25 protein-coding genes are annotated in these 24,280 nt (G+C 37.4%); 14 read left to right on the top strand and 11 right to left on the bottom strand.

What is annotated here, in order from left to right; translation table 11 throughout:
• Positions 1-153 precede the first annotated feature (153 nt).
• The 4 genes from ACYQ0E_RS06250 (at position 154) to ACYQ0E_RS06235 (ending at position 3,938) form a co-directional block, all read left to right on the top strand.
• Positions 154-1,608: an ATP-binding protein gene (locus ACYQ0E_RS06250; protein ID WP_460187383.1), complete on the top strand. Its 1,455-nt coding sequence runs from the start codon at positions 154-156 to the stop codon at positions 1,606-1,608.
• Between the two features lie 14 nt (positions 1,609-1,622).
• The gene (locus ACYQ0E_RS06245) at positions 1,623-2,300 is read left to right on the top strand and encodes a response regulator (protein ID WP_460187382.1); all 678 of its coding nucleotides are present in this window, start codon (positions 1,623-1,625) and stop codon (positions 2,298-2,300) included.
• Between the two features lie 214 nt (positions 2,301-2,514).
• The gene (locus ACYQ0E_RS06240; RefSeq protein ID WP_460187381.1) at positions 2,515-3,159 is read left to right on the top strand and encodes an EF-hand domain-containing protein; all 645 of its coding nucleotides are present in this window, start codon (positions 2,515-2,517) and stop codon (positions 3,157-3,159) included.
• A gap of 305 nt (positions 3,160-3,464) precedes the next feature.
• Positions 3,465-3,938 (top strand): hypothetical protein, encoded by a 474-nt coding sequence (locus tag ACYQ0E_RS06235; RefSeq protein WP_460187380.1) that lies wholly within the window; start codon positions 3,465-3,467, stop codon positions 3,936-3,938.
• Positions 3,939-4,070: 132 nt separating this feature from the next.
• Here the strand turns inward: ACYQ0E_RS06235 and ACYQ0E_RS06230 are convergent, their stop codons facing one another.
• A complete protein-coding gene (locus tag ACYQ0E_RS06230; protein WP_460187379.1) occupies positions 4,071-4,973 on the bottom strand; it encodes a GGDEF domain-containing protein in 903 nt (300 codons plus the stop codon).
• A gap of 681 nt (positions 4,974-5,654) precedes the next feature.
• Between ACYQ0E_RS06230 and ACYQ0E_RS06225 the strand changes: the two genes are divergently transcribed.
• Positions 5,655-6,602, top strand: a complete 948-nt coding sequence (locus ACYQ0E_RS06225; RefSeq protein ID WP_460187378.1) for an IS110 family RNA-guided transposase — start codon at positions 5,655-5,657, stop codon at positions 6,600-6,602.
• Between the two features lie 71 nt (positions 6,603-6,673).
• On the opposite strand, the gene ACYQ0E_RS06220 is transcribed toward ACYQ0E_RS06225, so the two are convergent.
• The gene (locus ACYQ0E_RS06220) at positions 6,674-6,796 is read right to left on the bottom strand and encodes a hypothetical protein (RefSeq protein ID WP_460187377.1); all 123 of its coding nucleotides are present in this window, start codon (positions 6,794-6,796) and stop codon (positions 6,674-6,676) included.
• Between the two features lie 258 nt (positions 6,797-7,054).
• On the opposite strand from ACYQ0E_RS06220, the gene doeB2 reads away from it, so the two are divergent.
• From doeB2 to ACYQ0E_RS06200, 4 genes are all read left to right on the top strand, one after another.
• Positions 7,055-8,212, top strand: a complete 1,158-nt coding sequence (gene doeB2, locus ACYQ0E_RS06215) for a N(2)-acetyl-L-2,4-diaminobutanoate deacetylase DoeB2 (RefSeq protein ID WP_460187376.1) — start codon at positions 7,055-7,057, stop codon at positions 8,210-8,212.
• Positions 8,213-8,287: 75 nt separating this feature from the next.
• Complete coding sequence (ectB, locus tag ACYQ0E_RS06210; protein WP_460187375.1) at positions 8,288-9,544, top strand: diaminobutyrate--2-oxoglutarate transaminase; 1,257 nt, start codon at positions 8,288-8,290, stop codon at positions 9,542-9,544.
• A gap of 11 nt (positions 9,545-9,555) precedes the next feature.
• Entirely contained in the window at positions 9,556-10,824 is a 1,269-nt protein-coding gene (gene doeA, locus ACYQ0E_RS06205; protein ID WP_460187374.1) for an ectoine hydrolase, read from the top strand.
• Between the two features lie 8 nt (positions 10,825-10,832).
• Positions 10,833-12,215 (top strand): NAD-dependent succinate-semialdehyde dehydrogenase, encoded by a 1,383-nt coding sequence (locus tag ACYQ0E_RS06200; RefSeq protein WP_460187373.1) that lies wholly within the window; start codon positions 10,833-10,835, stop codon positions 12,213-12,215.
• A gap of 218 nt (positions 12,216-12,433) precedes the next feature.
• Here ACYQ0E_RS06200 and ACYQ0E_RS06195 read toward each other — a convergent pair whose 3' ends face one another.
• Positions 12,434-13,102 (bottom strand): rhodanese-like domain-containing protein, encoded by a 669-nt coding sequence (locus ACYQ0E_RS06195; RefSeq protein WP_460187372.1) that lies wholly within the window; start codon positions 13,100-13,102, stop codon positions 12,434-12,436.
• A 305-nt stretch (positions 13,103-13,407) separates the two neighbouring features.
• Here ACYQ0E_RS06195 and ACYQ0E_RS06190 point away from each other — a divergent pair, with 305 nt between their 5' ends.
• A complete protein-coding gene (locus ACYQ0E_RS06190) occupies positions 13,408-13,608 on the top strand; it encodes a hypothetical protein (RefSeq protein WP_460187371.1) in 201 nt (66 codons plus the stop codon).
• A gap of 207 nt (positions 13,609-13,815) precedes the next feature.
• Here ACYQ0E_RS06190 and ACYQ0E_RS06185 read toward each other — a convergent pair whose 3' ends face one another.
• The 8 genes from ACYQ0E_RS06185 to ACYQ0E_RS06150 form a co-directional block, all read right to left on the bottom strand.
• Positions 13,816-14,163, bottom strand: a complete 348-nt coding sequence (locus tag ACYQ0E_RS06185) for a hypothetical protein (RefSeq protein ID WP_460187370.1) — start codon at positions 14,161-14,163, stop codon at positions 13,816-13,818.
• A gap of 196 nt (positions 14,164-14,359) precedes the next feature.
• Positions 14,360-15,400, bottom strand: coding sequence for a DUF2955 domain-containing protein (locus tag ACYQ0E_RS06180; RefSeq protein WP_460187369.1), 1,041 nt, complete (start codon positions 15,398-15,400; stop codon positions 14,360-14,362).
• Positions 15,401-15,408: 8 nt separating this feature from the next.
• Entirely contained in the window at positions 15,409-16,467 is a 1,059-nt protein-coding gene (locus tag ACYQ0E_RS06175) for an HlyD family secretion protein (protein ID WP_460187368.1), read from the bottom strand.
• 17 nt (positions 16,468-16,484) lie between these two features.
• A complete protein-coding gene (locus ACYQ0E_RS06170; RefSeq protein ID WP_460187367.1) occupies positions 16,485-16,970 on the bottom strand; it encodes a MarR family transcriptional regulator in 486 nt (161 codons plus the stop codon).
• A 729-nt stretch (positions 16,971-17,699) separates the two neighbouring features.
• A complete protein-coding gene (locus ACYQ0E_RS06165; RefSeq protein ID WP_460187366.1) occupies positions 17,700-18,380 on the bottom strand; it encodes a spermine/spermidine synthase domain-containing protein in 681 nt (226 codons plus the stop codon).
• Between the two features lie 269 nt (positions 18,381-18,649).
• Positions 18,650-18,859, bottom strand: coding sequence for a DUF3820 family protein (locus ACYQ0E_RS06160; RefSeq protein ID WP_460187365.1), 210 nt, complete (start codon positions 18,857-18,859; stop codon positions 18,650-18,652).
• Between the two features lie 285 nt (positions 18,860-19,144).
• The gene (locus tag ACYQ0E_RS06155) at positions 19,145-19,417 is read right to left on the bottom strand and encodes an addiction module antidote protein (protein ID WP_460187364.1); all 273 of its coding nucleotides are present in this window, start codon (positions 19,415-19,417) and stop codon (positions 19,145-19,147) included.
• Positions 19,404-19,709: a type II toxin-antitoxin system RelE/ParE family toxin gene (locus ACYQ0E_RS06150; RefSeq protein ID WP_460187363.1), complete on the bottom strand. Its 306-nt coding sequence runs from the start codon at positions 19,707-19,709 to the stop codon at positions 19,404-19,406. Before ACYQ0E_RS06150 ends, ACYQ0E_RS06155 begins: the two co-directional genes overlap by 14 nt.
• A gap of 267 nt (positions 19,710-19,976) precedes the next feature.
• Here ACYQ0E_RS06150 and ACYQ0E_RS06145 point away from each other — a divergent pair, with 267 nt between their 5' ends.
• From ACYQ0E_RS06145 to ACYQ0E_RS06130, 4 genes are all read left to right on the top strand, one after another.
• Positions 19,977-20,303, top strand: a complete 327-nt coding sequence (locus ACYQ0E_RS06145; protein ID WP_460187362.1) for a transposase — start codon at positions 19,977-19,979, stop codon at positions 20,301-20,303.
• Positions 20,279-21,166: an IS3 family transposase gene (locus ACYQ0E_RS06140; RefSeq protein ID WP_460188703.1), complete on the top strand. Its 888-nt coding sequence runs from the start codon at positions 20,279-20,281 to the stop codon at positions 21,164-21,166. The genes ACYQ0E_RS06145 and ACYQ0E_RS06140 overlap by 25 nt, the downstream gene beginning before the upstream one ends.
• A gap of 371 nt (positions 21,167-21,537) precedes the next feature.
• Positions 21,538-22,821: an IS4 family transposase gene (locus ACYQ0E_RS06135; protein WP_460188702.1), complete on the top strand. Its 1,284-nt coding sequence runs from the start codon at positions 21,538-21,540 to the stop codon at positions 22,819-22,821.
• Between the two features lie 164 nt (positions 22,822-22,985).
• Positions 22,986-24,269, top strand: a complete 1,284-nt coding sequence (locus ACYQ0E_RS06130) for an IS4 family transposase (protein ID WP_460188702.1) — start codon at positions 22,986-22,988, stop codon at positions 24,267-24,269.
• Positions 24,270-24,280 lie beyond the last annotated feature (11 nt).

Below are 24,280 nucleotides of genomic sequence, written 5' to 3'. Positions count from 1 at the left end.
TCTAAAGAATTCTATCTTGTTTTTCTTGTGCCCCTGTCTCGTCCAAAGGTCTCACTTAACATTAAGAGCCATATTTTATATTTTTAGCATTTCGCTCAGGTATATTAAACTTATCATCCATAGTCAATTCATAGGTTTTAACAAAACTCCAGTATGCGAATTCCATTTTTTTACAAACTATTTATACCTTTATTGCTTAGTAGCGTGCTTTTATTGATTGGCATGAGTGCTTTAATTAACCACAATTTTCAACAAGGGCTACAAGAATACCTTAACCAAGAAGAAGTGGCTAAAACCAAGTTACTGGCAGAAAGACTGGTTAAATATTATTCTGAAGAAAATGGTTGGCAACAAGTCACAGAATCTCCCCATGTTTGGGCAAACCTTCTTCGACAAATTGGTGAATTACCTCCTCCACCTAGAAGAGATAGACCGCGAAGAGATAGACCTCAACAAGAACCAGAAAATCTTCAGCAAAATAATTCTGATTTTATTACGCCGTTAAGTATTCGCTTGAGTTTATTAACCAATAATGGTCAATATTTAATTGAAAGTGCAATACAAAACGAACCTCATTCAAACCATTCTTTTGTGCATAAAAAAATCCCCGTTATGCTACAAAATAAACAAATTGCTACGCTTGATTTACTGCAAAACACGCAAATTTCAAATAAATTAGCCAAGGCCTTTTTATATTCACAATCTAAAAATACATTTACCATCACTTTAGCCACTTTACTCTTAACGTTATTTGTCGCTTTTGTGTTAGTTAAGATATTACTTAAACCGCTTAAAGCCCTTCATAAAGCATCTGATGCGGTACAAAAAGGTAATTTAGAAACACAGGTTAATAGCTATGGTAATGATGAGGTGAGCGATTTAATTCAATCATTTAATCAACTTGTCTCCACCTTAAAACAGCAAAAAATAATACGTGACCAATGGTTAAGTGATATATCCCATGAACTTAGAACACCTTTAGCCGTATTAAAAAGTGAAATAGAAGCATTGCAAGACGGCATAAGGCCCATGAATCCAAAATACATTGGCTCACTTCATCGACAAGTAGAAAACCTAACCAACTTGGTTGAAGACCTATATGCTTTATCGCTTTCTGATACCGATACCCATCTTGTCGAACAAAATCATCCAGTAGATATACGTGAGATACTTAATTCTGTGGGCGAAAGTTACGCTTTAAGACTCAGTCAAAAACAAATTAGTATTGATTTAACCGAAATTTCAGCACACCCTGTTTCTTTAAAAATTAATGCCAAAAATCTACAACAATTATTTAGTAATCTATTAGAAAACAGTTACCGCTACACCAATAAAGGTGGCTTAGTAAAAGTGAGCTTACTTGAATCTGATCACAACGTTATTATTAAAATTGAAGACAGTGCCCCTGGCGTTAGCGATGAAGAACTCCCCAAACTATTTCAACGTTTATACCGAGTTGATAAATCACGTAGTCGAGTTAATGGAGGTTCTGGATTAGGGCTTTCTATTTGCCAAAAGATTGTCACCGCACATAGTGGGACTATTCACGCTGAACATTCAAAACTGGGTGGCATAAAAGTGATTATTACCTTACCTAAAAACCCTTAAATATTGGACTTAATATGATATTAATTGTAGAAGATGAACCTTCATTAGCCCAGGTACTTGCAGAATACTTAGAACATTCCGGGTTTAAAACTCACACCATTGATGATGGCAATAACGTCATTAACTGGGTAAAAGAACATAATCCTGAATTAATATTGCTTGATCTTATGCTGCCAAACCGTGATGGTTTAGACCTATTTCGTGAACTAAAAACTTTTAGTGACGTGCCAGTCATTATGGCCACAGCTAAAATTGCAGAAATTGATCGCCTTTTAGGTTTAGAGCTTGGTGCAGATGACTATATTTGCAAACCATATAGCCCAAGAGAGGTTGTTGCTCGGGTTAAAAACGTATTACGTAGACGAACCGTGATATCGCCAGATAACGCAAATATTGCAGAGCAAAATCCTCTTAAAATTGATGAAGATAAAATGCAAGTTTGGGTGAACAACCAACTACTCAATTTAACACCCGCTGAATTTAAATTATTGGTGCACTTTAATCATCATGAAGGCCAGGTTTTTAACCGCGACCAACTGATTGACCGCATTTACTCAGATGGCCGCGTAATTACCGACCGAACCATAGATAGCCACATTAAAAATTTACGTAAAAAAATACAAAGTATTGATGATTCATTTGATTGGATAAAGTCAGTTTACGGTGTTGGCTATCGATTTGAACAAAAATAAAACCTCCATATTTAGCACAAAATTACTTCATATTCATTATTTAAGATACACCTAACTCAGAGAGACTTTTGGTCGAGTTAATTAGTAAAAGCTGTGTTTATTGTTTATCCCCTTAAGCAAAAAACGTTATTGTATTTTCTTCATTTTCTCCTACTGATTAACTCGTCCAAAAGTCTCACTCAGTTTTTCAAATAATCAAAGTGGAATAATCAATATGAAAAATCTACCTACTAATCCTAAAGACAATAATTCAAAACTAAATAAAACTAAAACAAATACATTTAAATTTTCGCGTCTTATTTCAGAATTTATTATGCTTGGATTAATCTCTATTTCAGGCTATGCCGTTGCCCAACAGTTCCCTCCAGAACCAACAGAGTGTCGAACAGTTGATGGTTCAAGCAACCAACAAAATGACCAACATGCCAAGCAACAAAACGAGCATAGAAAAGATCCATTTGTTGACTTAGACCTTAACCAAGATGGTAAATTATCCCTAAAAGAAGTTAAAGGGCCTCTTAAAAAAGATTTCAAAATCCTTGATGAAAATCACGACGGGTTCCTAACCAAACCTGAAGTACATCCACCAAAATGCCAAGACCGTGAAGTACGTCAGGATGAGCGTTTTAACAAAAAACCAGATCAACATCGACCAAACGATAGACCTAATCATAATCAACCAAATGATGACCAACACAGTAATAAAGATGCTGGTCCATTTAAAGATTTTGATAAAAACAACGATGGTAAGCTATCTAAAGAAGAAGTTCGTGGCCCGCTTGAAAATGACTTTGAACGTTTTGACAAAAATGGCGATGGCTATCTAACACAAGACGAAGTGCCACCACCACGCCGTTAATGTAAAACACTACGCCGTAAAATATTATAGATTTACGGCTTTTAATCCAAATGCTCTATTAACTTTTTTGCTTTTAAAAGAACAGGCAGAAAAACTCCATACTTTCTGCATATTCTTTTTTTAGAATGAAATTAAGAGACCTTTTCACGAGACAGGGGCACAAGAAAAACAAGATAGAATTCTTTAGCTTAAAGATAGAGAATTATAGCTGTTTTTATGTGTTCATGGTCTCGTGCAAAGGCCTCATTAAGGCAATAGAGATAAATACTTTTACTCTCCATGCCCACACACAAGGAGAAATACTCATGATTAGTTCAGTATCAAATACATCTATGATGGTTTCGTCTATTTCACAGAATCAAAATCAGAATTCGCAACAGATCTCATTAAATGATGAACAAAAGCAGCTGATAAGTGACACTCTAGCGGAATATGACACAGAAAACCTAAGTGAAACGGATGCACAATCTATTATTGCCGTTTTTCAAGATGCGGGAATTGAACCTGGAACAGCTTTAGAAGATGAAATGTCTATTGCAGGTTTTGATGCACAATCCATTGGTGAAATGGGCGGTCAAAGACCACCTCCACCTCCCGGTGGTGGGCCACAAAGCCAAGAAGATGGCTATAATGTAAGTGAAGATTCTTTAGAAGAACTTTATTCGCTTTTAGACAGTTACTATTCTGATACGGCAACAGATGCAGATCGTAATAGTTACATGAGTTCTATTGAAGAACTGCTTGGAACACAAAGCAGTATCTTTAGCGCTAAAGCTTAATAAATAGTATTTACCTACCAAAATCATTGAAAACTTAGGCCTTACTAAACAATCATTTTCAATGAATTAAATCACTTTACCAGGCCTGGTAAAGTGATTGTTTTGTTCAAAATTATCCAATAGCGATAATCATCATCTAATAATAATTTTATTTTTACCGTTTTTCTTAGCCTCATATAACGCACAATCTGCGCGTTTTAAGGTATCTACATGAGATTCATCTTTTGACGTAATGCAAGTTATTCCCATGCTCACGGTAATATTTACATTATCCGCGCAAAAGCGTTGCAAACCTTCTTTAAATAATTCTTTTAATCGTTCTATAAATTGAATACCGTATTCCAATTCAATACCGGGTAAAACAATAATAAATTCATCACCGCCAAAACGGCATGCTATATCGGTTTTTCTTAGCGCCGATTGACAAATATTGGCAACTTCTACAATAGCTTGGTCTCCAACATGATGACCAAATCCATCATTAATGAGTTTAAGATTATCTATATCGTACATAACAACCGTTGTTTCAGTTGAGTGTCTTGAAAAAGCTTCAAAATGTAACGACATATCCTGCTCTAATTTTCTTCGGTTAAACAGTCCTGTCAGTTGGTCGGTATCACTAAGTTTACGGAGCTTGATTTCTAAATCATGTCGTTTAGAAATATTGCTTGCTACCCATAAAACAATCTCTTCACCTTCAATAACAAAGTCTAGTGCTTGAATACGTCCCTCAAACCAAATTGGGTCTTGCGGTCCCAATTCTGTTAAACCTTTTACATCTTTATTGCTGAGTTCATATTCTTCAATCAATAATTTTTTAGATTGCAGTGCTTCAGTAATTTTTTCAAGAAACCAGGTTGCTTTTTCTTCTTCAATTAAATCCGAAATATACAACCCGACCAGATCACTTCCATCATGGTAATAACGCTCATCTTGCCCACCAAAAACCGCTATATACTTACCTGTTTTTGATAACAAAAAAGCAGGATCAGGTAACGCATTAAGCGTCATAGACATTTGTTCAAGGTTAACCATAAACGTTTTCTTTTAAATTCATATGAATTAACCTTTGTGTGAACAATGCATATTGATACGAACATCGATACGGACATCGTTATGTTTGCAATAAAGAACATTCTTAAAATAATAATAACACTATTTATTAAATAGCAATTATCAATTTATTTACACCTATCATTATCATTTTTTGTGTTTTATAAAAGCAATCAAGAAGCCTAATAAATAAACCACATTAAATAATCTATCTTAATTTAGTGCTTCACTGTTCAATATTATTCGCTTACCAATGATATAAAAGTAATCTACATTTACCTATATTTAACGACCTATATTTAACGACTTATAATTAAAAAACTAGACAATAAAAAACCCGCTTAACAACTGTGTTAAGCAAGTCTTTGCTATCTAAAAACCCAAGTTCTGAAAATTTACCAGGCCTTATATGTTGAAAGTGTTCTTCAGAAATGGAGAATTTACTAGGGACGCTTAGTAAAGGGATAGAGAGATCTTGTTACCAGGCCAAGGACACCGAAGTGATCCAGGTTATCAGATTAAGACCTTTATCCCCACACACTATAAACTGAACAGTATCTTAGGCAAACCGTCGTTTAGCCTGTATTCATAAGGTTAGTCTGCTCATAGTGTGATTTTACCAAGCAATAATTACCTTATCACAAAACATAAAGGTGGTAAATTATGACAACATATATTGGTGTTGATATAGGAAAAGAATACTTTGATGTCGCTATTGCTCAAACAAGCGATGTTAAACGCTTTTTAAATGATGAACTTGGCTATAAAGCCCTAATCCAATGGATGCCTAATCAAAATTGTGCCATTGTCATGGAAGCCACTGGCAAATACTCGCTTGGCTTAGCTTTGGTACTTTATGAACAAAAGATTTCGGTTAGTGTCGTTAACCCAACCCGAATCAAGCGATATGCACAATCGCAACTGAATCGAACCAAGACCGATAAAGAAGATGCCAAACTTATTGCTGACTTTGCCATGACACAACGCCCAAAGCCATGGCAACCACCGTCGCCAACACTGCGTAAACTGCAAGAATGGCACAGAGTACAATCTCTACTAATAAAACAAGAGATTCAACTTAAAAATCAAATGGGTAGCAGCCTAGAGTTAGAGATTCAAGAGTTTGAACAAGAACAGATTGCGCATTTGAGTCAACAACTTAAAAAAATTGAAACCAAAATAAAAAAGTGCTTACGCTCAGACGATGAATTGCTGAGCCAAGTTAAGCTACTCGAAACCATACCCGGTATTGCTGAAGCCACCGCCACTCGGTTGTTAGTTGGAATTCGTGATATAAAGTATTTTGACAAAGCCAAGCACATGGCCAGTTTTATGGGACTTGCTCCGTTAATTCGTCAGTCAGGTAGCTCATTGAATAGCTCAAAGATGTCCAAAATGGGCGATGCCGAACTCAGAAAGGCATTGTATATGCCAGCATTAAGTGCCATTCAGCATAACCCTGTCATTAAGCGTTTTTCAGAACGGTTAAAAGCCAACGGCGTAAAAGGAAAGAAAAGAGTGGTGGCAATAATGAGAAAACTTATTCATATTGTGTTTGCCGTATTAAAGCACGGCAAACCTTTTGATCCAGAATATAAGAACTGTGCTTGACATCTAATGTTGAACACAGTATCTGGTAGAACCTTTGGTCAAGCACGAAAAGCGAGAGTATTTTGGTAAAATTAGGGTTTAACGGTTGTTAACCCTAAAGCGTTCCAAGCTTGCATACCGCCTCTGTACCAATAAATTTTATCAGCAGGATAGATCACTACTGTTTTAATATTGGTTGGCGCTTTCCGCACCATGAGCCATTACAAAACACCTTAAATTTACACTCACAGTGAATAACTAAACAAATTTAAAAATCCCTCATAAATAAAAAAACGAAGCCCAGCAATCAACTTTTTAGCCTGTAATAAAAAGCATTTAAGCCACATTTTTTAATTCACTAATCTAAAGACGTGTTTTATTTTATTGACCAAAAAAAATGTAAAAGAATTTGTGCGAACCCTTTTTTAGTTGCTAGTATGAAATAAATTATTAACAAGTTTATGGAAGTAAATATGGATTGGCAAAAAGCGGTACAACAAGCAATTGAACTAAGACACTGGTTTCATAAACATCCAGAATTAACTTGGCAAGAAGAGAATACCGCAAAAAAAATTCGTGAATGTTTAGACAAATGGAATATTGCTTGGCGCCCTTGTGCAACATACGGAACAATTGCTGTTTTGGCAGCCGACAAACCTGGAGAGCATTTAGCATTTCGTGCTGATATGGATGCCCTGCCCATACAAGAGCAAACAGACTTAAGTTACTGCTCAACCGCTTCAGGCAAAATGCATGCCTGTGGCCACGATGGTCACATGGCTGCATTATTAGGCACTGCACTATGGTTAAAGCATAATGAATCCCAACTTAAAAACCCAATTACTTTGTTATTTCAGCCTGCTGAAGAAGGCGGACATGGCGCAAAAAAAATGATTGAAGATGGGGCTTTAGAAGGCATTGATATGATTTTTGGCTGGCACAACTGGCCAGCCATGGCACTAAGTACTGCAGCTTGCCCAAATGGCCCTGTTATGTCCAGCAATGGCAGTTTTAAAATAGAAGTGACAGGCATTGGTGGCCACGCTTCTCAACCTGAAGCCTGTCGCGATCCAGTCATTGCAGCGGCCGCAATTACACTTAACCTACAACAAATTGTTAGCCGTCGTCTACCGCCCCAAGCTGCGGCTGTTGTAAGTTTAACAAGCATTGTAGCTGAATCAAGTATTACCATTATTCCGCAAAAAGTTCAGATGTCTGGCGGTATTCGTCTATCCGATTCAAAATACCGCACACAAATTAATGAGCTTATTCAACAAATTGCTGAAGATACTGCAAAATCCTACGGAGTAACCGCTCAGGTTGAAGTTTTTTCACGTTATGACGCAACCGTTAACAATCCTGAAGCGGCAGAGCGTTATCGCAGTGTTTTAAAAACAACATTAGGCGATGATTTTAATCAAACCGAACTCATGATGCCTTTAATGGCTTCTGAAGACTTTAGTTATTACCTTAAAGAAGTGCCTGGTGCTTTTGCCCTTATTGGCATGAAAGAAGAAATTGATGGCCAAGATGAATTTTGCTACCCATGCCACAACCCTCATTACAAATTTAACGACCGTTTAATTGAAATGGTAATGCTAAATTTTTCAAAACTATCTGGAATTAAATAATTAGGCATAATTAATGCTTTATCTTAACTGAACGCACTATTTTAGTATTAAAATTCAGTATAAAGGGGAAGAAGCATGGATTGGTTTGCAAACTATGAATCAGATATCAGAGCCTACAGTCGTACTTATCCATCAGTATTTGTTAAGGGTGACAACGCTAAGCAAATAGATGAAAACGGCAAGGAATACATAGATTTCTATGCTGGTGCAGGAGTGCTTAATTTTGGACATAACAATCCAAAAATGACCGAAGCAATGGTTGATTACCTTCAGTCTGGTGGAGTAATACACACTTTAGACATGATGACACCACCTAAACGGGAATTTATTAAAGCTTTTGTAGAAACCATACTGAAACCTAGAAACATGGATTATAAACTACAATTCATGGGTCCAACAGGTACTAATGCCGTTGAAGCGGCACTCAAGCTGGCTCGTAAAGTCACAGGACGTGAAACCATCGTGTCTTTTACACAAGGCTTTCACGGCATGACCTTAGGTGCATTAGCTTGCACAGCCAATCAATATTTTAGAGACGCTGCTGGCGTCACTTTACAAAACGTATCACGCTGCCCATTTGAAACACATCAGGGTGGCGGTCTAGACACCTTAAACACCTTAAAAGCCATGTACCAAAACACCTCAAGCGGCGTGGAAGCTCCAGCCGCTTTTATTGTTGAAGTCATTCAAGCCGAAGGCGGTGTTAATGTCGCCTCTAAAGAATGGATGCAAGCTTTGCAAGCCTTAGCCAAAGAACTTGGTGCTTTACTCATTGTCGATGACATTCAAGCTGGTTGTGGTCGAACAGGACAATACTTTAGCTTTGATGACCTAGGCATTGAGCCTGACATTATTACTCTTGCTAAAGGCATTGGTGGCATGGGCACGCCAATGGCGATGAACCTAGTAAAACCCGAACACGATAAACACTGGAAACCAGGCGAACACACTGGAACCTTTCGCGGTCAAAACCTCTCTTTTGTCGCTGGACGAGAAGCTCTACGCTACTTTGAAGACGATACCTTTATGCAAGAAACTCAGCAAAAAGGTGAAATTATGCGCCAAGCCTTGCAAGAAATTGCTGATGACTATGCATATAAAGGGTTTAGCGTTAGAGGTAAAGGCATGATGCAAGCGCTTGATGTTGGTGATGGCAACTTATCTAAAGCCATTGCCAATGATTGCTTTGAACACGGCATGCTATTTGGCCCTTGCGGCATTGGTGGAGAAGTGATGAAACTGATTCCCCCCTTAACCATTCCTGACGAAGACTTACAAGCAGGACTAACCATCTTCAAACAAGCCATTGCACGCCAAATTAAAGCCGCATAAGGAGAATAACCATGAGAGAAAGAGATGATATGACATTCCCTTTTGTGGAATACCAACGCCGTATAAATGAATTACGTACTCGCATGACAGAACGCTTATTAGATGCGGTTATTATTTCAGATGCTGAAAATATTATGTATTTGACGGACTATCAAACAACAGGCTACTCATTTTTTCAGGCCTTAGTGGTGCCTTTAGAAGGTGAACCATTTATGGTTACCCGAAAACTAGAAGAGTCCAACGTTGTTCACCGTACCTGGGTTGAAGTCACTCGCCCCTACCCTGATACGGGTGATGCCATTCAAATGCTCGTCACTTCATTGGTCGAATTTGGTTTAGCAGGCGGCACTATTGGATATGAGCGTAACTCTTATTACTTTAATGCTTATCAGCAAGACGTGTTTAAAACATCCTTTATGCGAAGTCGTTTAATAGATTGTTTTGGAATCGTTGAACAAAGTCGTATCTGTAAATCAACCTATGAATTAGAAGCCATGCAAAAAGCAGCTTTTGCAACTAAAGCGGGTATGAAAGCAGGTATGGAAGCCGTTCAAGTTGGCGTAACTGAAAATGAAATTGGTGGTGCAATCAGTCAAGCCATGTTTGCCGCTGGTGGCGAGATACCAGCAGTTATGCCCTACGTAACCTCTGGACCTAGAACCATGATTGGACATGCCTCTTGGGAAGGTCGTGCCGTTAAAGCAAATGAACATGTTTTTATTGAAATTGCAGGCTGTTATCGTCGCTACCACACAGCGATGATGCGTACCGCTGTTTGTGGAGAATTGTCAGACAGTATGTATCAAGCACAAGAAGTGATGAAAAAAGCACTTAGCACCTTAAAAAACGAACTACGTCCTGGGGTTACCGTTTCAGATGTCGACCGTTTAGTGCGAAGTATTTTGCATGAAAATAAAGTCGGTGCCCGCTTAATCACTCGCTCTGGTTATTCAATTGGTATCGCCTTTCCGCCCTCTTGGGATGAAGGTTATATTCTGAGTTTAAATCAAGGCCAGTCCGACATACTAAAACCCGGAATGACGTTCCACATTATTCCCTGGTTATGGGGTATTGATGGTGATAAAACCTGCGGTATATCTGACACCTTCTATATTACTGAAGATGGTTGTGGTTCATTTTTTGATGATATTGAACAGGACTTTACCATTAAACCAAACGCCACCAATAGTGAACAAAGCAAAATTATTACCCCAATAAGCCACTCTAAAAGCAGCCCTAAAGACAGCCCTGATAAATCAAAAGCCAATAAAGCAAAATAGGAGTAGCGATGTTAGTAGCCACCAATCCTGCCACAGGAAAAGAAATCCATCGCTTTCCGTCATTAACTCAATCACAACTTACCTCTGTGATTGATCAATCGGTCAAAGCATTTAAAGATTGGAAAAAAACCGACTTTGCCACCCGTTCTAAACTGCTAAAACGGGTTGCCGAGCTAATGCGAGAAGACAAAGAAAACCTAGCTCAATTTATGACAATTGAGATGGGCAAACCCATTAATGAAGCCTATGCCGAAGTTGAAAAATCGGCTTGGTGTGCCGAACATTATGCTGAAAACGGTGAAGCGTATTTAGCTTCTGTTGATTTACCCTCAGATGCAAAACACAGCTATGTTCAACACTTACCATTAGGCACTATTTTAGGCATCTTACCTTGGAACGCACCTTTTTGGTTAGCATTTCGCTTTAGTGCCCCAGCAATTATGGCTGGCAACACCTGTTTAATGAAGCACGATGAACATGTACCTGCTTGCGCGACCGCTATTGCCGAACTATTTGATAAAGCGTCTACTGAACTTGGGTTACCTGCTGGTTTAATGCAAAACCTACCGATACAACGAGAACAAGTTGAATCCGTTATTAAACATGATGCCGTACAAGCGGTATCACTCACAGGTTCAAGTCGTGCAGGCTCACAAGTCGCCTCTCTCGCCGCTTCCCTAATCAAACCTGCTGTATTAGAGCTAGGCGGATCTGACCCAAGCATTGTATTTGAAGATGCAGATTTAGATAAGGCCGTTGAAGCCTTAGCGGTATCACGAATCATCAATGCTGGGCAATCATGTATTGCAGCAAAACGATTAATAGTAATGGAAGGTGTCTATGATACCTTTATTGAAAAACTTCACGCTCGTTTAGCGGTACTTAAAATGGGCGACCCTGCCAACCCCGAAACACAAATTGGCCCCATTGCACGTGACGACCTTCGCCAAGGACTTCACCGACAAGTACAAATGACGATAGAACAAGGTGGGCGCTGTTTACTAGGTGGTGTAATGCCTGAAGGTGATGGCTACTTTTACCCTGTTACGCTTTTGGTAGATGTGACCCCTGAAATGCAAGCCTCTTGTGAAGAAACTTTTGGTCCAATTGCCGTAGTTATGAAAGCAACGTCTGAGGCACATGCTTTAGAAATTGCCAATGACACCCCTTACGGTTTAGCAGCCTCCATTTGGACTGCAGATACCAACAAAGCATTAAAAATAGCTCCATTAATTGAAGCGGGGCAAGTCACAATTAATGGCATTGTCAAAACTGACCCTCGCCTACCAAGTGGCGGTATTAAACGCTCAGGATACGGACGAGAACTAGGGCCACACGGCATTATGGAGTTTGTTAACATTCAACAAATTTGGATAGGATCCAATCAATAAAAAATAATTAAATGCTTTTTCAATACGCTCTCAGTAACGCCAGTTTTTTTAACTAGAGAACGACCTCTTAAACCTAAAACAATACAAAATATCTTAATAAAATATCTTAATTTTATATAATAAAAAACCCATTTAACAAAACGTTAAATGGGTTTTTATTATGCAACTTAAACACGATTAACTTTAATAACGTTAAGTGTATAGTGAAACCTTTTTAATTATGGCTTAACCGTTGTTAACCCTAAAGCGTTCCAAGCTTGCATACCACCTCTGTACCAATAAATTTTATCAGCCGGATACCCCATGCTCACTAATGTTTTAATATTGGTTGGCGACTGCCCGCACCATGGGCCATTACAAAACATCACTAAATCTTTTGCATTAGAAAAATCCCAAATACCATCATCTACTTTTGCGCCAAAACGTTCGGTTAAAATAGTCTCTACAACCATTGGTTCAAAGTTAGATGCTTTGCGATATAGTTGCGTCCACGGAATATTAATCGCAGTTGGAATCGTACCTTTAGCCACCCAGTCTGGTGTACGTGAATCTATAATTAGTAGGTTTTTGTCACCATCTGATTTACGCTTAAGAAAATTAAGCATTTCTATTTCACCAATGGTATGTACGCCTGGTAATAGGTTTATGGGTTGTACACAAAAAGGTGGGCAATTTCTTGAGGTTAAAGCGTAGTCTGCAATAATGGTATTATCTGCATTTTGATTACGCTGAATCACAATAGGTTTGCCATTGTGCTTCACGGTGATCGAACCCATTTTATCTGTAATTTTTACCTTAAGATCCGATTTAGCCGTTTCTGCAGACCAAGCTTGCGTTGAAAAAAGCATGAAAATGGTAGTACACATTATTAATGTTTTATTAATCATTGTTCCTCCTTTATCTAGCTCAACTTTGGCTAATTTTACCCTTTAAATGTTAGCAAATAATGGCAAAGATATACATTAAGATTAAAGATTACAGTTTTCTCATAACTGCAATAATGACATTAAAAAACACGAGCGTGCTGTTTTAGGGTCTTTTATAAGGTAGAACGCTGTCTATTTATGTATTTTTTGAAATTTACCAGGCCTGGTAAAAACTCATGATAATTTATAGGAAAACGCAACTAAAACAGCTATAGTAGCAAGCATTAAAGAATACTTATCGCACATTAACTTCAAGAGCTAAAAGCATGTCACAATCCACTTATATGATTAAAAGAGCTGTTCGTAATGGAGGATTTTTTTCTTTTATTATTGCCACAATCGGTCTATATCAAGGAGAAACATTCATTAGCGCCGCAATGGTTTTGGTCTTTGCTTGGATTATTATAGGGGCGGGTCTTTGGCTCTCTTACCGTTTAACAGAATGGTTAACGAAACCCAAAAATTAACCCTATAACATTAAGCTTTAACGCTATAAGTTTGGTTTTAAAAGCCTAAGACATTAGATTAAGTAGATTAAATAGCTAAAGTAGCTAAGGTAGATAAAATAGCTAAAGTATTTACATTTAAATTACCAGGCCTGGTCAGGTTAGGATGCGCTAAAAAACTTAAATAGGTGCACCAATAATTCGATACAAACAACCAATTCTGATTGCTTAATCATCCTCATCAAGCAAACAAATGTCAGTTTGCCCATCTTTCTTTAAAATCGTAAGCCTAACTTTACACTGTTCAGGTTGTTCACAAACTGGCGTTGGGTCACCTGCACAACAATCCCCCGCTAGAATGCCGTTATAAAATACCAATACCGTTAAAATTAAAGCCTGCTGAGTTTCATCAGTATTAACGAGCATAAAGCTAATATCGCCATCGGCCACCCTATTGCTAACGGCTAAACCTTGTTGTAACGGAAATTGTGATTGATCTAATTGCTGTAATTCTTTTTGTAACACTTGCTTAAATTCAGGCGTTTGCCAATAAGCTAATACAGGTTTTAGATTCATAAGCTTTTCTCCAATTCGCCATCATTTATTCTAGCAATACTCATACTTTCAAATAACAAATACATCTATTTGCACCACCTTTTCTTATTAAAAAAACAAGTAAATACCAAAATTTACCAGGCCTGGTATGCCCAAAGAACAACATAGACTCGTACGCTTAGAGTAAACCCAATTTACAATATTTTTTATTTACGGTTTATGTTGCGGCTGCAGAATAGCTTGTTGATTTAAATTGATTAAGCACATAATGCATAACGTAAATGGCGATTAATGTGCCTATAATTGCCACGCTAATACTGCTAACACGATATAAAGAACTATAAACCAGATCATTTTGGGGTGTGAGATACATACCAAAAAGAACCGCTAAGGTAGTCATTGCACTAAAGCCAACACCTGACCCAGCGGCTTCTTTAACATGCCATTGGCCAAAAATTAAAGTGCCTAGCCATAAAAACATAACTACAAACAACAGTGTATCTGACCAATTTTGCAGTAAAAGTTGAACAATAAGTGCATAAGAAACACCAATCATTGACCCCATAGAGCGTTGTCTGGCGTAGGTTAAAGAGCCGTTCCAGTGCATCGGAAACAGCAGTAAAACGGTGGTTACTTGCGCTGAAAGCGAATCATATAAATCAAAAACTTGAAACGCTACAAAAGATAACGTTGCAACGCTGGCCCCCATAATGGATTCATGCCTCATTCGGTTTGCCTGTTTTTTAGGTGGTTTTTTTGGCGCATTTTCAGCTTTATCGGGAATCAACGTTATTAATACAAAAGCAATAAGAGTCGAAAAAATACTGGCAATAAAATTTGTAAATATCATGTCATTGATATCTGTATTTTGGTAGCTTGCAAAATGCAGCATAATACTTAAACTTACCGTGCCGGTTGCCCCAAATAAGAATAAACTGCCTTTAGACATGCTAATAAAGCGGTACAAAAATAGCACAAAAACAATAGGAATCATCATTCCTGGATGTGTGCCAAATAGCCCACCTAAAAGACTAACCTCTACCCCCGTTAAAGCGGAAGAAGAGAGTAATTGACGTGCCGCATGGCCATTCATTTTAGGAACAAGCCCCAATAATAAAATAGGAAAAATAGTAAAAAACACGCCATAATCCCAACCCAATATTTTGCATATTGCAAAACCTAAGGTTGCCCCAAATGCAACACGTATACTACGACGTAGCATATTATCGGTTAAGGGAATATTTTTAAGAATAATCACGTTAAAGCTCAATAAATATAATGCATAAGACTCATGGCTTTAATCTGTAATCTCGCCAAAAAGCCATATAAAACATTATTTGGCCTAATCTGTACCGTTGCTAAAGAACCAGTTGCTAACAAAGGCAGGGTTTTATCACTTAGCTTAAGATGCAATCTCATTCTTTGAGCATCACGAATCCAGCGATTTGACTTAATGGGTGTGGCTAAAATACCGTTTGCATTAAACTGCCCTTCGCTCACCCCTGCATCACGACTGGTAACGGTAGCGTTAAAAATTTCACCAGGATCTGAATCAAAGGTTACCCAAGCTTTTGTATGATTAGTCACTTTTTGAAGTGTTTTTTCACGAAAGTCGGCAATAACATCAACCCCATCAGAAACAAGTGCCAATGCAGGTTTATTGCGACTAACCATGCTGCCAGGCATTAACTGCAAATTGGTAACAACCCCATTTTGTTCTGCATGAACTTGAGTATAACTTAGGTTTAATTTGGCTTGCGCTATCTGGTTTTTGGCCTGGCGTAATTTAAGATTATTTTGGTCAACACGACCCCTACTGACTTTCAGTTTTAATAATTGGGCTTTAGAAGCCATAAGTTGCGCTTTAGCAGTGGTTACATCCGTATCGGCTTGTGTTCTTAATTGTAAAGAAACCCCTTTAATTTTATACAAAGCATCCAATCTTTTTGCGTCTCTTTGGGCTTGAATTAACGTGGCTTTATTTGCCTCTATTTGGGCGGTAACGGCTTTTATAGAAGCATCTAACTCGGCATTATTTTGAATGGCTTTTTGTAAAGCCAACTGTGATGTTTCTAAAGCTAATTGATAAGAAGATTGTTCAATACTAAATAAAATATCGCCCTTTTTTACGGCTTGATTATTATGAACAAACACCTTGTTTACCCGCCCACTAATTTGAGGGGCAACTTTAACCACATTACGAGTAGCCATGGCTTCAGTTGTCAGAGGTATTTTTAAATCAGAGAACACAAAATACCCTAAAATAACCAAAAACAAGAGCATAGAAAATTTTACAAGACGAGCAAATTGTTGATCTGGTGTCACTTTAAGCTTACCTCTTATTACATCTTAGATTCTGTAGATTCTGTAGATTCTAAATTCAATTTTTGCTGAACATTTTCTGCAATACGCTCAACAACCGAATCAAAAACCCCCATTTCTTCGGGCGTAATTCTCGACAAAAGCTCAGTTCTAGTCTGAATAATTCTGGCTTCCATCTGTTTTATAATGACCCTACCTTCTTGCGTTAAAACCACAATACGTACCCTTTTATCATTTGGGCTAGTATGTCGCTCAATTAAACCTTGTGCCTCTAATTTCCCTAAAGTTCTCATTAAAGAAGCAAGTTCAATTTCTAAGGCATCGGCAAGCATTTTCTGACTAACATCACCACCCATTCGCCACAGTTTCCACATTGCTGTCCAACGCGGATGCGTTAAACCTAAAGGCGACAATTCGTTATCAATAATGCTTCGCCACTGTCTATGAATGTGGCCAAGCTTTTCAACAACCGAAACATGATTAGACTGCTCTAGATACTTTTTCATAACAAGAATTCTTTTTGGTTAGCTTGCTAAGTATTTTAATTAGATTAGCAGGCTAAGTAAATACTAAAAAGTAATTAGTAATTAGTCATTAGCCATTAACAAAAATATGTAAGTAAACAAAGAATAATGACATAAAAATAAAAGACAAAATAGCAGCTTAAAAAAGCCGGGTATGTAAATTTCGTGATTGTTTTAGAGTTATAAATATAAATGATGAACTTTCGAGCAACGGCAATTTCCCCTTGGAATAAAAAGTGCAAGGTTCTTAGTGTAGTGAACGGTTAAGAAACGCTGCTGCTTCTTGTCTCTCCGCTACGCTCCAGCCAAGTTCTTCGTTTGAGCGTAGCGAGTTCAGCGTTTTCAGTTCACAAGCTTAGAACTTGCCTATTTATGGAGTGGGGTGCCTTTTTTCTGGTTACTCTTTTTGGGCAAGCAAAAAGAGTAACGGGAAGCCTATTATTGAAATGCAAGGCAAAGAAATTTTAATTAAAAGGCTTCTCAATTACTATATATCCTGATGAGTTATTAAGTTTTAGTTTTAAAGCTAACCATCACAAAATTTACATACCCAAAAAGCCAAATTAGACTCACAAAAAACCCGCTAAAAAGCGGGTTAATTGGTTTCATAGAGTTAAGGTGTACTTACAAACCTTAACTTAACAACAAGATTTACCAGGCCTGGTAAATCTTAAATTCATGGCGTTACAAGCACAGTATAACTAAGCAACGTTAAGGCTTTTTAGCAAGAAAAATGGTATGTCGGCTTCCTTTACCACCGGCTCTTGCTCTTACGGTTTTGTTAGACACTTTAAAACCTGCCTTTTTTAGTTGGGTAATAAACTGAAAATCTGGACATGCAGACCACACAGCAAGCATCCCTTTAGGGCGTAAGTTGTTATATAAGGCACTTAATCCTGCGGGAGAATAAAGCCAATTATTATCACTATTTGTAATGCCGTCTGGCCCATTATCAACATCCAATAAAATGGCGTCAAAATCTGGCTTCTCTTCTTTGATTAATTCAGCGATATCGCCTAATTGCACCTGGCTGCGTTCATCTTCTAATGGCTTACCTGCGCATTCACCTAATGGGCCACGGTTCCATTCAACCACCTCTGAAATAAGTTCTGCCACCGTTACCCTTGAACTCGCCGTCACACACGCCAACGCGGCAGCCAAGGTATAACCCATTCCCAAACCGCCTACTAAAACGTTTGCGCTCTCTTGGTTTTTAATATGCGCACAACCAAGCTTGGCCAACTCCTGTTCGGAGTTATAAACCCCGCTATTCATCAATACACCACGTGAACCAGAAAGCTTTATTGTAAATTCATTTTCACGCTGTAATAAAACCAACTCACCGCCGTTGTTGGGAATAATCGCTGTCGCGAGTTTATTTAATTGCGTCATAGTATCTCGTTGTGATTGTGTGTATTTTTACAAAAAAAAATATTAGAACAGAAAACAGGTAAAAAGTATTTACCAACATCAAATCAATACTGAAAAAACAGGAAATAAACATCATTAAAAAAGGTCTGTGTTAATACCCCTTTTCCATCAATAAAAAAACCCGTTAAATAACGGGTTCTTTGTTTCTAAAACACTAACCAGGCCTGGTAATTTTGGTTAATCAAATCAATCAAGTTTAACCGCATTAATTCCTTTATTAATTTAAACGCTTATTTTCTTAACGGATCAAGAAGGTACTTTAAACCATTGTGATCCAACTCCTGCATTAAAGCCAATAACTGCCCTAAATTACCCGGCGGAAAGCCCTTACTTGCAAACCAGTTAAGGTAATTTCCAGGTAAATCAGCAATAATTCTACCCTTGTATTTTCCAAAAGGCATTGTAACTTCAACGAGTTTTTTTAAGTTTTCTGGATTCATTATTAACTTTCGACTTGAACATTTATTAAGTATTTTAACCTTACGATTCAAAGAACATCTTACAGTAGCGCTTAAAGGCTGCAATCATAATCATTCAAATCACCCATTATTCTTAAATAAAAGGCGAGTAATCTCTATTTCTAAACCGTTTTACAATTTACGCTATTCTCACAAGGCATAGATTTTCACAGTAAATATCAGGCCTGGTAATTTTAAATAATCAAATCAATCAACTGTGCCTGTTAAGTAATTTTTTATGTGTTGTACTTTGGAATTCAATTTCCATCAAACTAACCTAAAGTTAAGGCCTAAAGCGTGAATGACTTTATAAACCGTTTCAAAACGAGGATGCTTACCTGCACCAAACGATTTATATAAACTTTGATAACCCAACCCCGCTTTTTCAGAGATTTCTTTCATACCTTTAGAACGGCTTACAACGGCCAAAGCATCTATAAAAAACTCAGGATCATTTTCATCTAATGCCGCTTGTAGATAATGCTTAACATCTTCTTCAGTTGCTAAATATTCAGACACATTCAATTCAGTTGTTTTCATTTATCCAGCCTTTTACTTTTTTAATGTCTTTTGATTGCGTTGGCTTGTTACCCGTTAGATAAAGCAAAACCAAATCATTAGCCTGCTGTTGATAATAAACACGCCAACCTTTACCTACATCAATACGCAACTCATACAAATTGCCTTCAATATTCTTAAAATCACCCCGATTACCCAACTGCAAACGGCGTAACCGAGTTAAGATTTTAACTTTTGCTTGAGCATCTTTAACTTGTTGAAAGCTATCATCAAAAGGACAAAACTCACCTAACCAAAATTTTATAATTTTCATTGTATCACTCTTTATCCAACTGGATAATTAAAAGTTACTAACGTAAAACCCTGTAATGACAAAACACCATTAAGCTAAGTATAAACACGTAAATAATAAAATTCTAACATAAAAAAACCGCTTAACAAAAATGCTAAACGGTTTATACAAATTACCAGGCCTGGTAACTTTTAATTCAGATTAAACTTCAATGAGTTATCCACAAAAAACGGCTTTGAGGTTCCCCCATAAAACTGGACACTAAATATTAACATTTAGGAGTCCAAAATGAGCAGAAAGTACACCGCCTTTACGAAAGAGTTTAAAATTGAAACCCTACGGCTGGCCAGTCTTCCTGATACGGTGATCGCACACCTTGCTAGAGATCTTGGTATTCGTCGAAACATGATCTATAAATGGAGACATCAATTGGAAACCAAAGAAGGTAAAGCATTCAAAAGAACCGCTCAAACTGAAGATACCGAACATCGGCAACTTACTGTTTCTGAACTTATTAAAGAGAATAACCGTTTACAAAAAGAACTTAAACTGTCAGAAATGGAGAATGAAATCTTAAAAAAGGCTCAGACATACTTCGAGGATCAAAGAGAGTAAAATTCAAGTTTATTGCTCAGCAACAGGTCAATTATCCTATTGCCTTTTTGTGTCAATGCATGAGTGTATCCAAAAGTGGATTTTATCATTGGAAAAATGCACCTGTTAGCCGTCGAAGTAAACGGAATAACTATCTCTTACAGAAGATTATTGAGGCCTATAAAGCTGGACGTGGTAACTATGGATCACCGAGAATATATAAAGAACTTAAAGCAAATAACATCATAATCAGCCTAAATAAAGTCGCTAGAATGATGAAAGAGAACGGCTTATTCGCTTTTACCTCTAACAAGCATAAGAGAGCCAAGATCGCTCGAAACACGAGAGGGTTTTCAGATAACATTTTAGATAGGCAATTTACTGCTCCGTTACCCAATCAAAAATGGGTAAGCGACACGACTTTCATTTACACTCGCCAAGGCTGGCTGTATCTTGCCGTCATTATTGATCTTTACTCTCGTAAAGTGAATGGTTGGGCTATGAGCAAGAATAATGATGCAAATCTGGTGGCAACAGCATTAAAGATGGCTGTTAAAATGAAGCCTCTGAAACAGAAGGTGCTTTTACATTCTGACCAAGGATCAACCTACCGAGCTGATGCTTACTTGTCATTGTTTAAAAGCAATAAGATCATACAAAGCATGAGTCGAAAAGGAGAATGCCACGACAATGCCGTGGCAGAAAGCTTCTTTAGTACCTTAAAAACAGAGTTAATCTATCAAAGGACTTACCAAACAAGAGAAGAAGCTCAAAGCAGTGTTTTTGAGTATATAGAAGTGTTTTACAACAAGGTCAGGCGACACTCATATTTAGATTATGAATCACCTGTAAATTATGAAAAGGCTTTTTATAATAGAGTCTAAACAGTCCAGTTTATTGGGGGAACTTCAGTCTGACCCCATTGATTCATGGCTCACGGACCAACTCGTAAATTAGATAAAGAACTTCGAAGGCTAATTGATAAGATAGCATTATCAGTAACGGCCATTAGAAAAGGTCGAAAATTCAATAGGACTTTGAGAAGTAAAGAGAAATTAGAACTGCCAATTGAGTATAAATCATTCCTATAAAACAACGACTTACAGCTTAACTTAATGGCATTGGGTAGCGTCCCAATGCCATTAAGTTAAGCTGTAACGCATTGATTATGTTAAGATAAAGCTTACATTTTGGTTATAGAAAAGGAATTAACAAATGTCATCTTTAAACTTCATTTAAAAACACTTATACCCTTATTAATAATATTTTATCTAGACCTTCTTTCATAAAACAACACCGTCTATCCAAAACTGCTTTCACTCGAAATCGCAGCTTAGATTTTTCCAGTTTAGTTCTTTTTCTACTCAATTTTAGAAAACAAACAGGGCAAACAGAACTCAATCAGTTCTTTGAACATGTTCAGTCTAGTTCTTCTCGCCGATTACCTTCGCAGTCTGCTTTAACTCAGGCAAGAAGTCAGTTATGCTCATTGACCTTCAAAACGTTAAACAACCACTTGGTCAATCATGTTTATGCTGAATCTAAACGTTTAAAGCATTGGAAAGGGTTTCGATTAGCAGCCATTGATGGCTCTATGATGCGACTACCCAAATCAAAAAATATAGTCGATAATTTTGGCGTACATAAAGGACAGAATTCAACCGAGGGCTGCCCTATGGCACTTTGTTCTGTATTTTATGATGTTTTAAACCGCGTAGTGATCGATTCAACCATTGAATCGATTCATACATCAGAGAGAACTTGCGCAATTGAACACCTTCATTACTCAACCAACAAAGATTTAGTGTTATATGACCGAGGCTATGGTGGCTTCCCTATTTATGCTTATCATCAACAATGCAATAGAAAGTTTTGTGCAAGAGTAAAGGTAAACCAACTCAAGATCGCTCAAGCTTTTGTAAAGAGCGGTGCTAAACAACAAGTGGTCACGCTTAAGCCCTCAAAATACTCTGCCAATCAATGTCAACAAAATGAATTGGATGCTGCCCCTATTACACTGCGTTTAATTCGGGTAGACCTAGACTCAGAGGTTGAGGTATTAATCACCAATTTAATGGATGAAAGACATTATCCAACGAGTTGCTTTAAACATCTTTATTTTTTACGTTGGGGCATTGAAGAAAACTATAAGCGATTAAAACAATGGCTAGAAATTACCAACTTTTCAGGCAAGACTGCGTTGTCAATCAGACAGGATTTTTTTGCCAAAATCTTAGCAGCTAATCTAACAGAAATACACAGCTGGGTAGCACAGAAAAAAGTGAACCGAAAAGATAAAAAACGCAAACTCAAATATCGAGTTAATTTTGCACAGACGGTTTCTAAAATGAAACACTCACTAGTCAGGTTTATTTTTTTGGCTCACGGACCAACTCGTAAATTAGATAAAGAACTTCGAAGGCTAATTAATAAGATAGCATTATCAGTAACGGCCATTAGAAAAGGTCGAAAATTCAATAGGACTTTGAGAAGTAAAGAGAAATTAGAACTGCCAATTGAGTATAAATCATGCCTATAAAACAACGACTTACAGCTTAACTTAATGGCATTGGGTAGCGTCCCAATGCCATTAAGTTAAGCTGTAACGCATTGATTATGTTAAGATAAAGCTTACATTTTGGTTATAGAAAAGGAATTAACAAATGTCATCTTTAAACTTCATTTAAAAACACTTATACCCTTATTAATAATATTTTATCTAGACCTTCTTTCATAAAACAACACCGTCTATCCAAAACTGCTTTCACTCGAAATCGCAGCTTAGATTTTTCCAGTTTAGTTCTTTTTCTACTCAATTTTAGAAAACAAACAGGGCAAACAGAACTCAATCAGTTCTTTGAACATGTTCAGTCTAGTTCTTCTCGCCGATTACCTTCGCAGTCTGCTTTAACTCAGGCAAGAAGTCAGTTATGCTCATTGACCTTCAAAACGTTAAACAACCACTTGGTCAATCATGTTTATGCTGAATCTAAACGTTTAAAGCATTGGAAAGGGTTTCGATTAGCAGCCATTGATGGCTCTATGATGCGACTACCCAAATCAAAAAATATAGTCGATAATTTTGGCGTACATAAAGGACAGAATTCAACCGAGGGCTGCCCTATGGCACTTTGTTCTGTATTTTATGATGTTTTAAACCGCGTAGTGATCGATTCAACCATTGAATCGATTCATACATCAGAGAGAACTTGCGCAATTGAACACCTTCATTACTCAACCAACAAAGATTTAGTGTTATATGACCGAGGCTATGGTGGCTTCCCTATTTATGCTTATCATCAACAATGCAATAGAAAGTTTTGTGCAAGAGTAAAGGTAAACCAACTCAAGATCGCTCAAGCTTTTGTAAAGAGCGGTGCTAAACAACAAGTGGTCACGCTTAAGCCCTCAAAATACTCTGCCAATCAATGTCAACAAAATGAATTGGATGCTGCCCCTATTACACTGCGTTTAATTCGGGTAGACCTAGACTCAGAGGTTGAGGTATTAATCACCAATTTAATGGATGAAAGACATTATCCAACGAGTTGCTTTAAACATCTTTATTTTTTACGTTGGGGCATTGAAGAAAACTATAAGCGATTAAAACAATGGCTAGAAATTACCAACTTTTCAGGCAAGACTGCGTTGTCAATCAGACAGGATTTTTTTGCCAAAATCTTAGCAGCTAATCTAACAGAAATACACAGCTGGGTAGCACAGAAAAAAGTGAACCGAAAAGATAAAAAACGCAAACTCAAATATCGAGTTAATTTTGCACAGACGGTTTCTAAAATGAAACACTCACTAGTCAGGTTTATTTTTTTGGCTCACGGACCAACTCGTAAATTAGATAAAGAACTTCGAAGGCTAATTAATAAGATAGCATTATCAGTAACGGCCATTAGAAAAGGTCGAAAATTCAATAGGACTTTGAGAAGTAAAGAGAAATTAGAACTGCCAATTGAGTATAAATCATGCCTATAAAACAACGACTT

The sequence above is a fragment of the Thiomicrorhabdus hydrogeniphila genome (assembly GCF_054656895.1).
Note: the sequence above shows the minus strand (reverse complement) of the source record. Positions and strands in the feature narration are given on the sequence as shown.

Excerpts from the sequence above, each read along its gene's own strand:
- ACYQ0E_RS06240 (WP_460187381.1), top strand. The coding sequence starts at position 2,515 with ATGAAAAATCTACCTACTAATCCTAAAGACAATAATTCAAAACTAAAT.
- ACYQ0E_RS06200 (WP_460187373.1), top strand. The coding sequence starts at position 10,833 with ATGTTAGTAGCCACCAATCCTGCCACAGGAAAAGAAATCCATCGCTTT.
- ACYQ0E_RS06185 (WP_460187370.1), bottom strand. The coding sequence starts at position 14,163 with ATGAATCTAAAACCTGTATTAGCTTATTGGCAAACGCCTGAATTTAAG.
- doeB2 (WP_460187376.1), top strand. The coding sequence starts at position 7,055 with ATGGATTGGCAAAAAGCGGTACAACAAGCAATTGAACTAAGACACTGG.
- ACYQ0E_RS06155 (WP_460187364.1), bottom strand. The coding sequence starts at position 19,417 with ATGAAAACAACTGAATTGAATGTGTCTGAATATTTAGCAACTGAAGAA.
- ACYQ0E_RS06225 (WP_460187378.1), top strand. The coding sequence starts at position 5,655 with ATGACAACATATATTGGTGTTGATATAGGAAAAGAATACTTTGATGTC.
- ACYQ0E_RS06230 (WP_460187379.1), bottom strand. The coding sequence starts at position 4,973 with ATGGTTAACCTTGAACAAATGTCTATGACGCTTAATGCGTTACCTGAT.
- ACYQ0E_RS06190 (WP_460187371.1), top strand. The coding sequence starts at position 13,408 with ATGTCACAATCCACTTATATGATTAAAAGAGCTGTTCGTAATGGAGGA.
- ectB (WP_460187375.1), top strand. The coding sequence starts at position 8,288 with ATGGATTGGTTTGCAAACTATGAATCAGATATCAGAGCCTACAGTCGT.
- ACYQ0E_RS06195 (WP_460187372.1), bottom strand. The coding sequence starts at position 13,102 with ATGATTAATAAAACATTAATAATGTGTACTACCATTTTCATGCTTTTT.
- ACYQ0E_RS06220 (WP_460187377.1), bottom strand. The coding sequence starts at position 6,796 with ATGGTGCGGAAAGCGCCAACCAATATTAAAACAGTAGTGATCTATCCT.
- ACYQ0E_RS06170 (WP_460187367.1), bottom strand. The coding sequence starts at position 16,970 with ATGAAAAAGTATCTAGAGCAGTCTAATCATGTTTCGGTTGTTGAAAAG.
- ACYQ0E_RS06250 (WP_460187383.1), top strand. The coding sequence starts at position 154 with ATGCGAATTCCATTTTTTTACAAACTATTTATACCTTTATTGCTTAGT.
- ACYQ0E_RS06245 (WP_460187382.1), top strand. The coding sequence starts at position 1,623 with ATGATATTAATTGTAGAAGATGAACCTTCATTAGCCCAGGTACTTGCA.
- ACYQ0E_RS06150 (WP_460187363.1), bottom strand. The coding sequence starts at position 19,709 with ATGAAAATTATAAAATTTTGGTTAGGTGAGTTTTGTCCTTTTGATGAT.
- ACYQ0E_RS06160 (WP_460187365.1), bottom strand. The coding sequence starts at position 18,859 with ATGAATCCAGAAAACTTAAAAAAACTCGTTGAAGTTACAATGCCTTTT.
- doeA (WP_460187374.1), top strand. The coding sequence starts at position 9,556 with ATGAGAGAAAGAGATGATATGACATTCCCTTTTGTGGAATACCAACGC.
- ACYQ0E_RS06235 (WP_460187380.1), top strand. The coding sequence starts at position 3,465 with ATGATTAGTTCAGTATCAAATACATCTATGATGGTTTCGTCTATTTCA.
- ACYQ0E_RS06165 (WP_460187366.1), bottom strand. The coding sequence starts at position 18,380 with ATGACGCAATTAAATAAACTCGCGACAGCGATTATTCCCAACAACGGC.
- ACYQ0E_RS06145 (WP_460187362.1), top strand. The coding sequence starts at position 19,977 with ATGAGCAGAAAGTACACCGCCTTTACGAAAGAGTTTAAAATTGAAACC.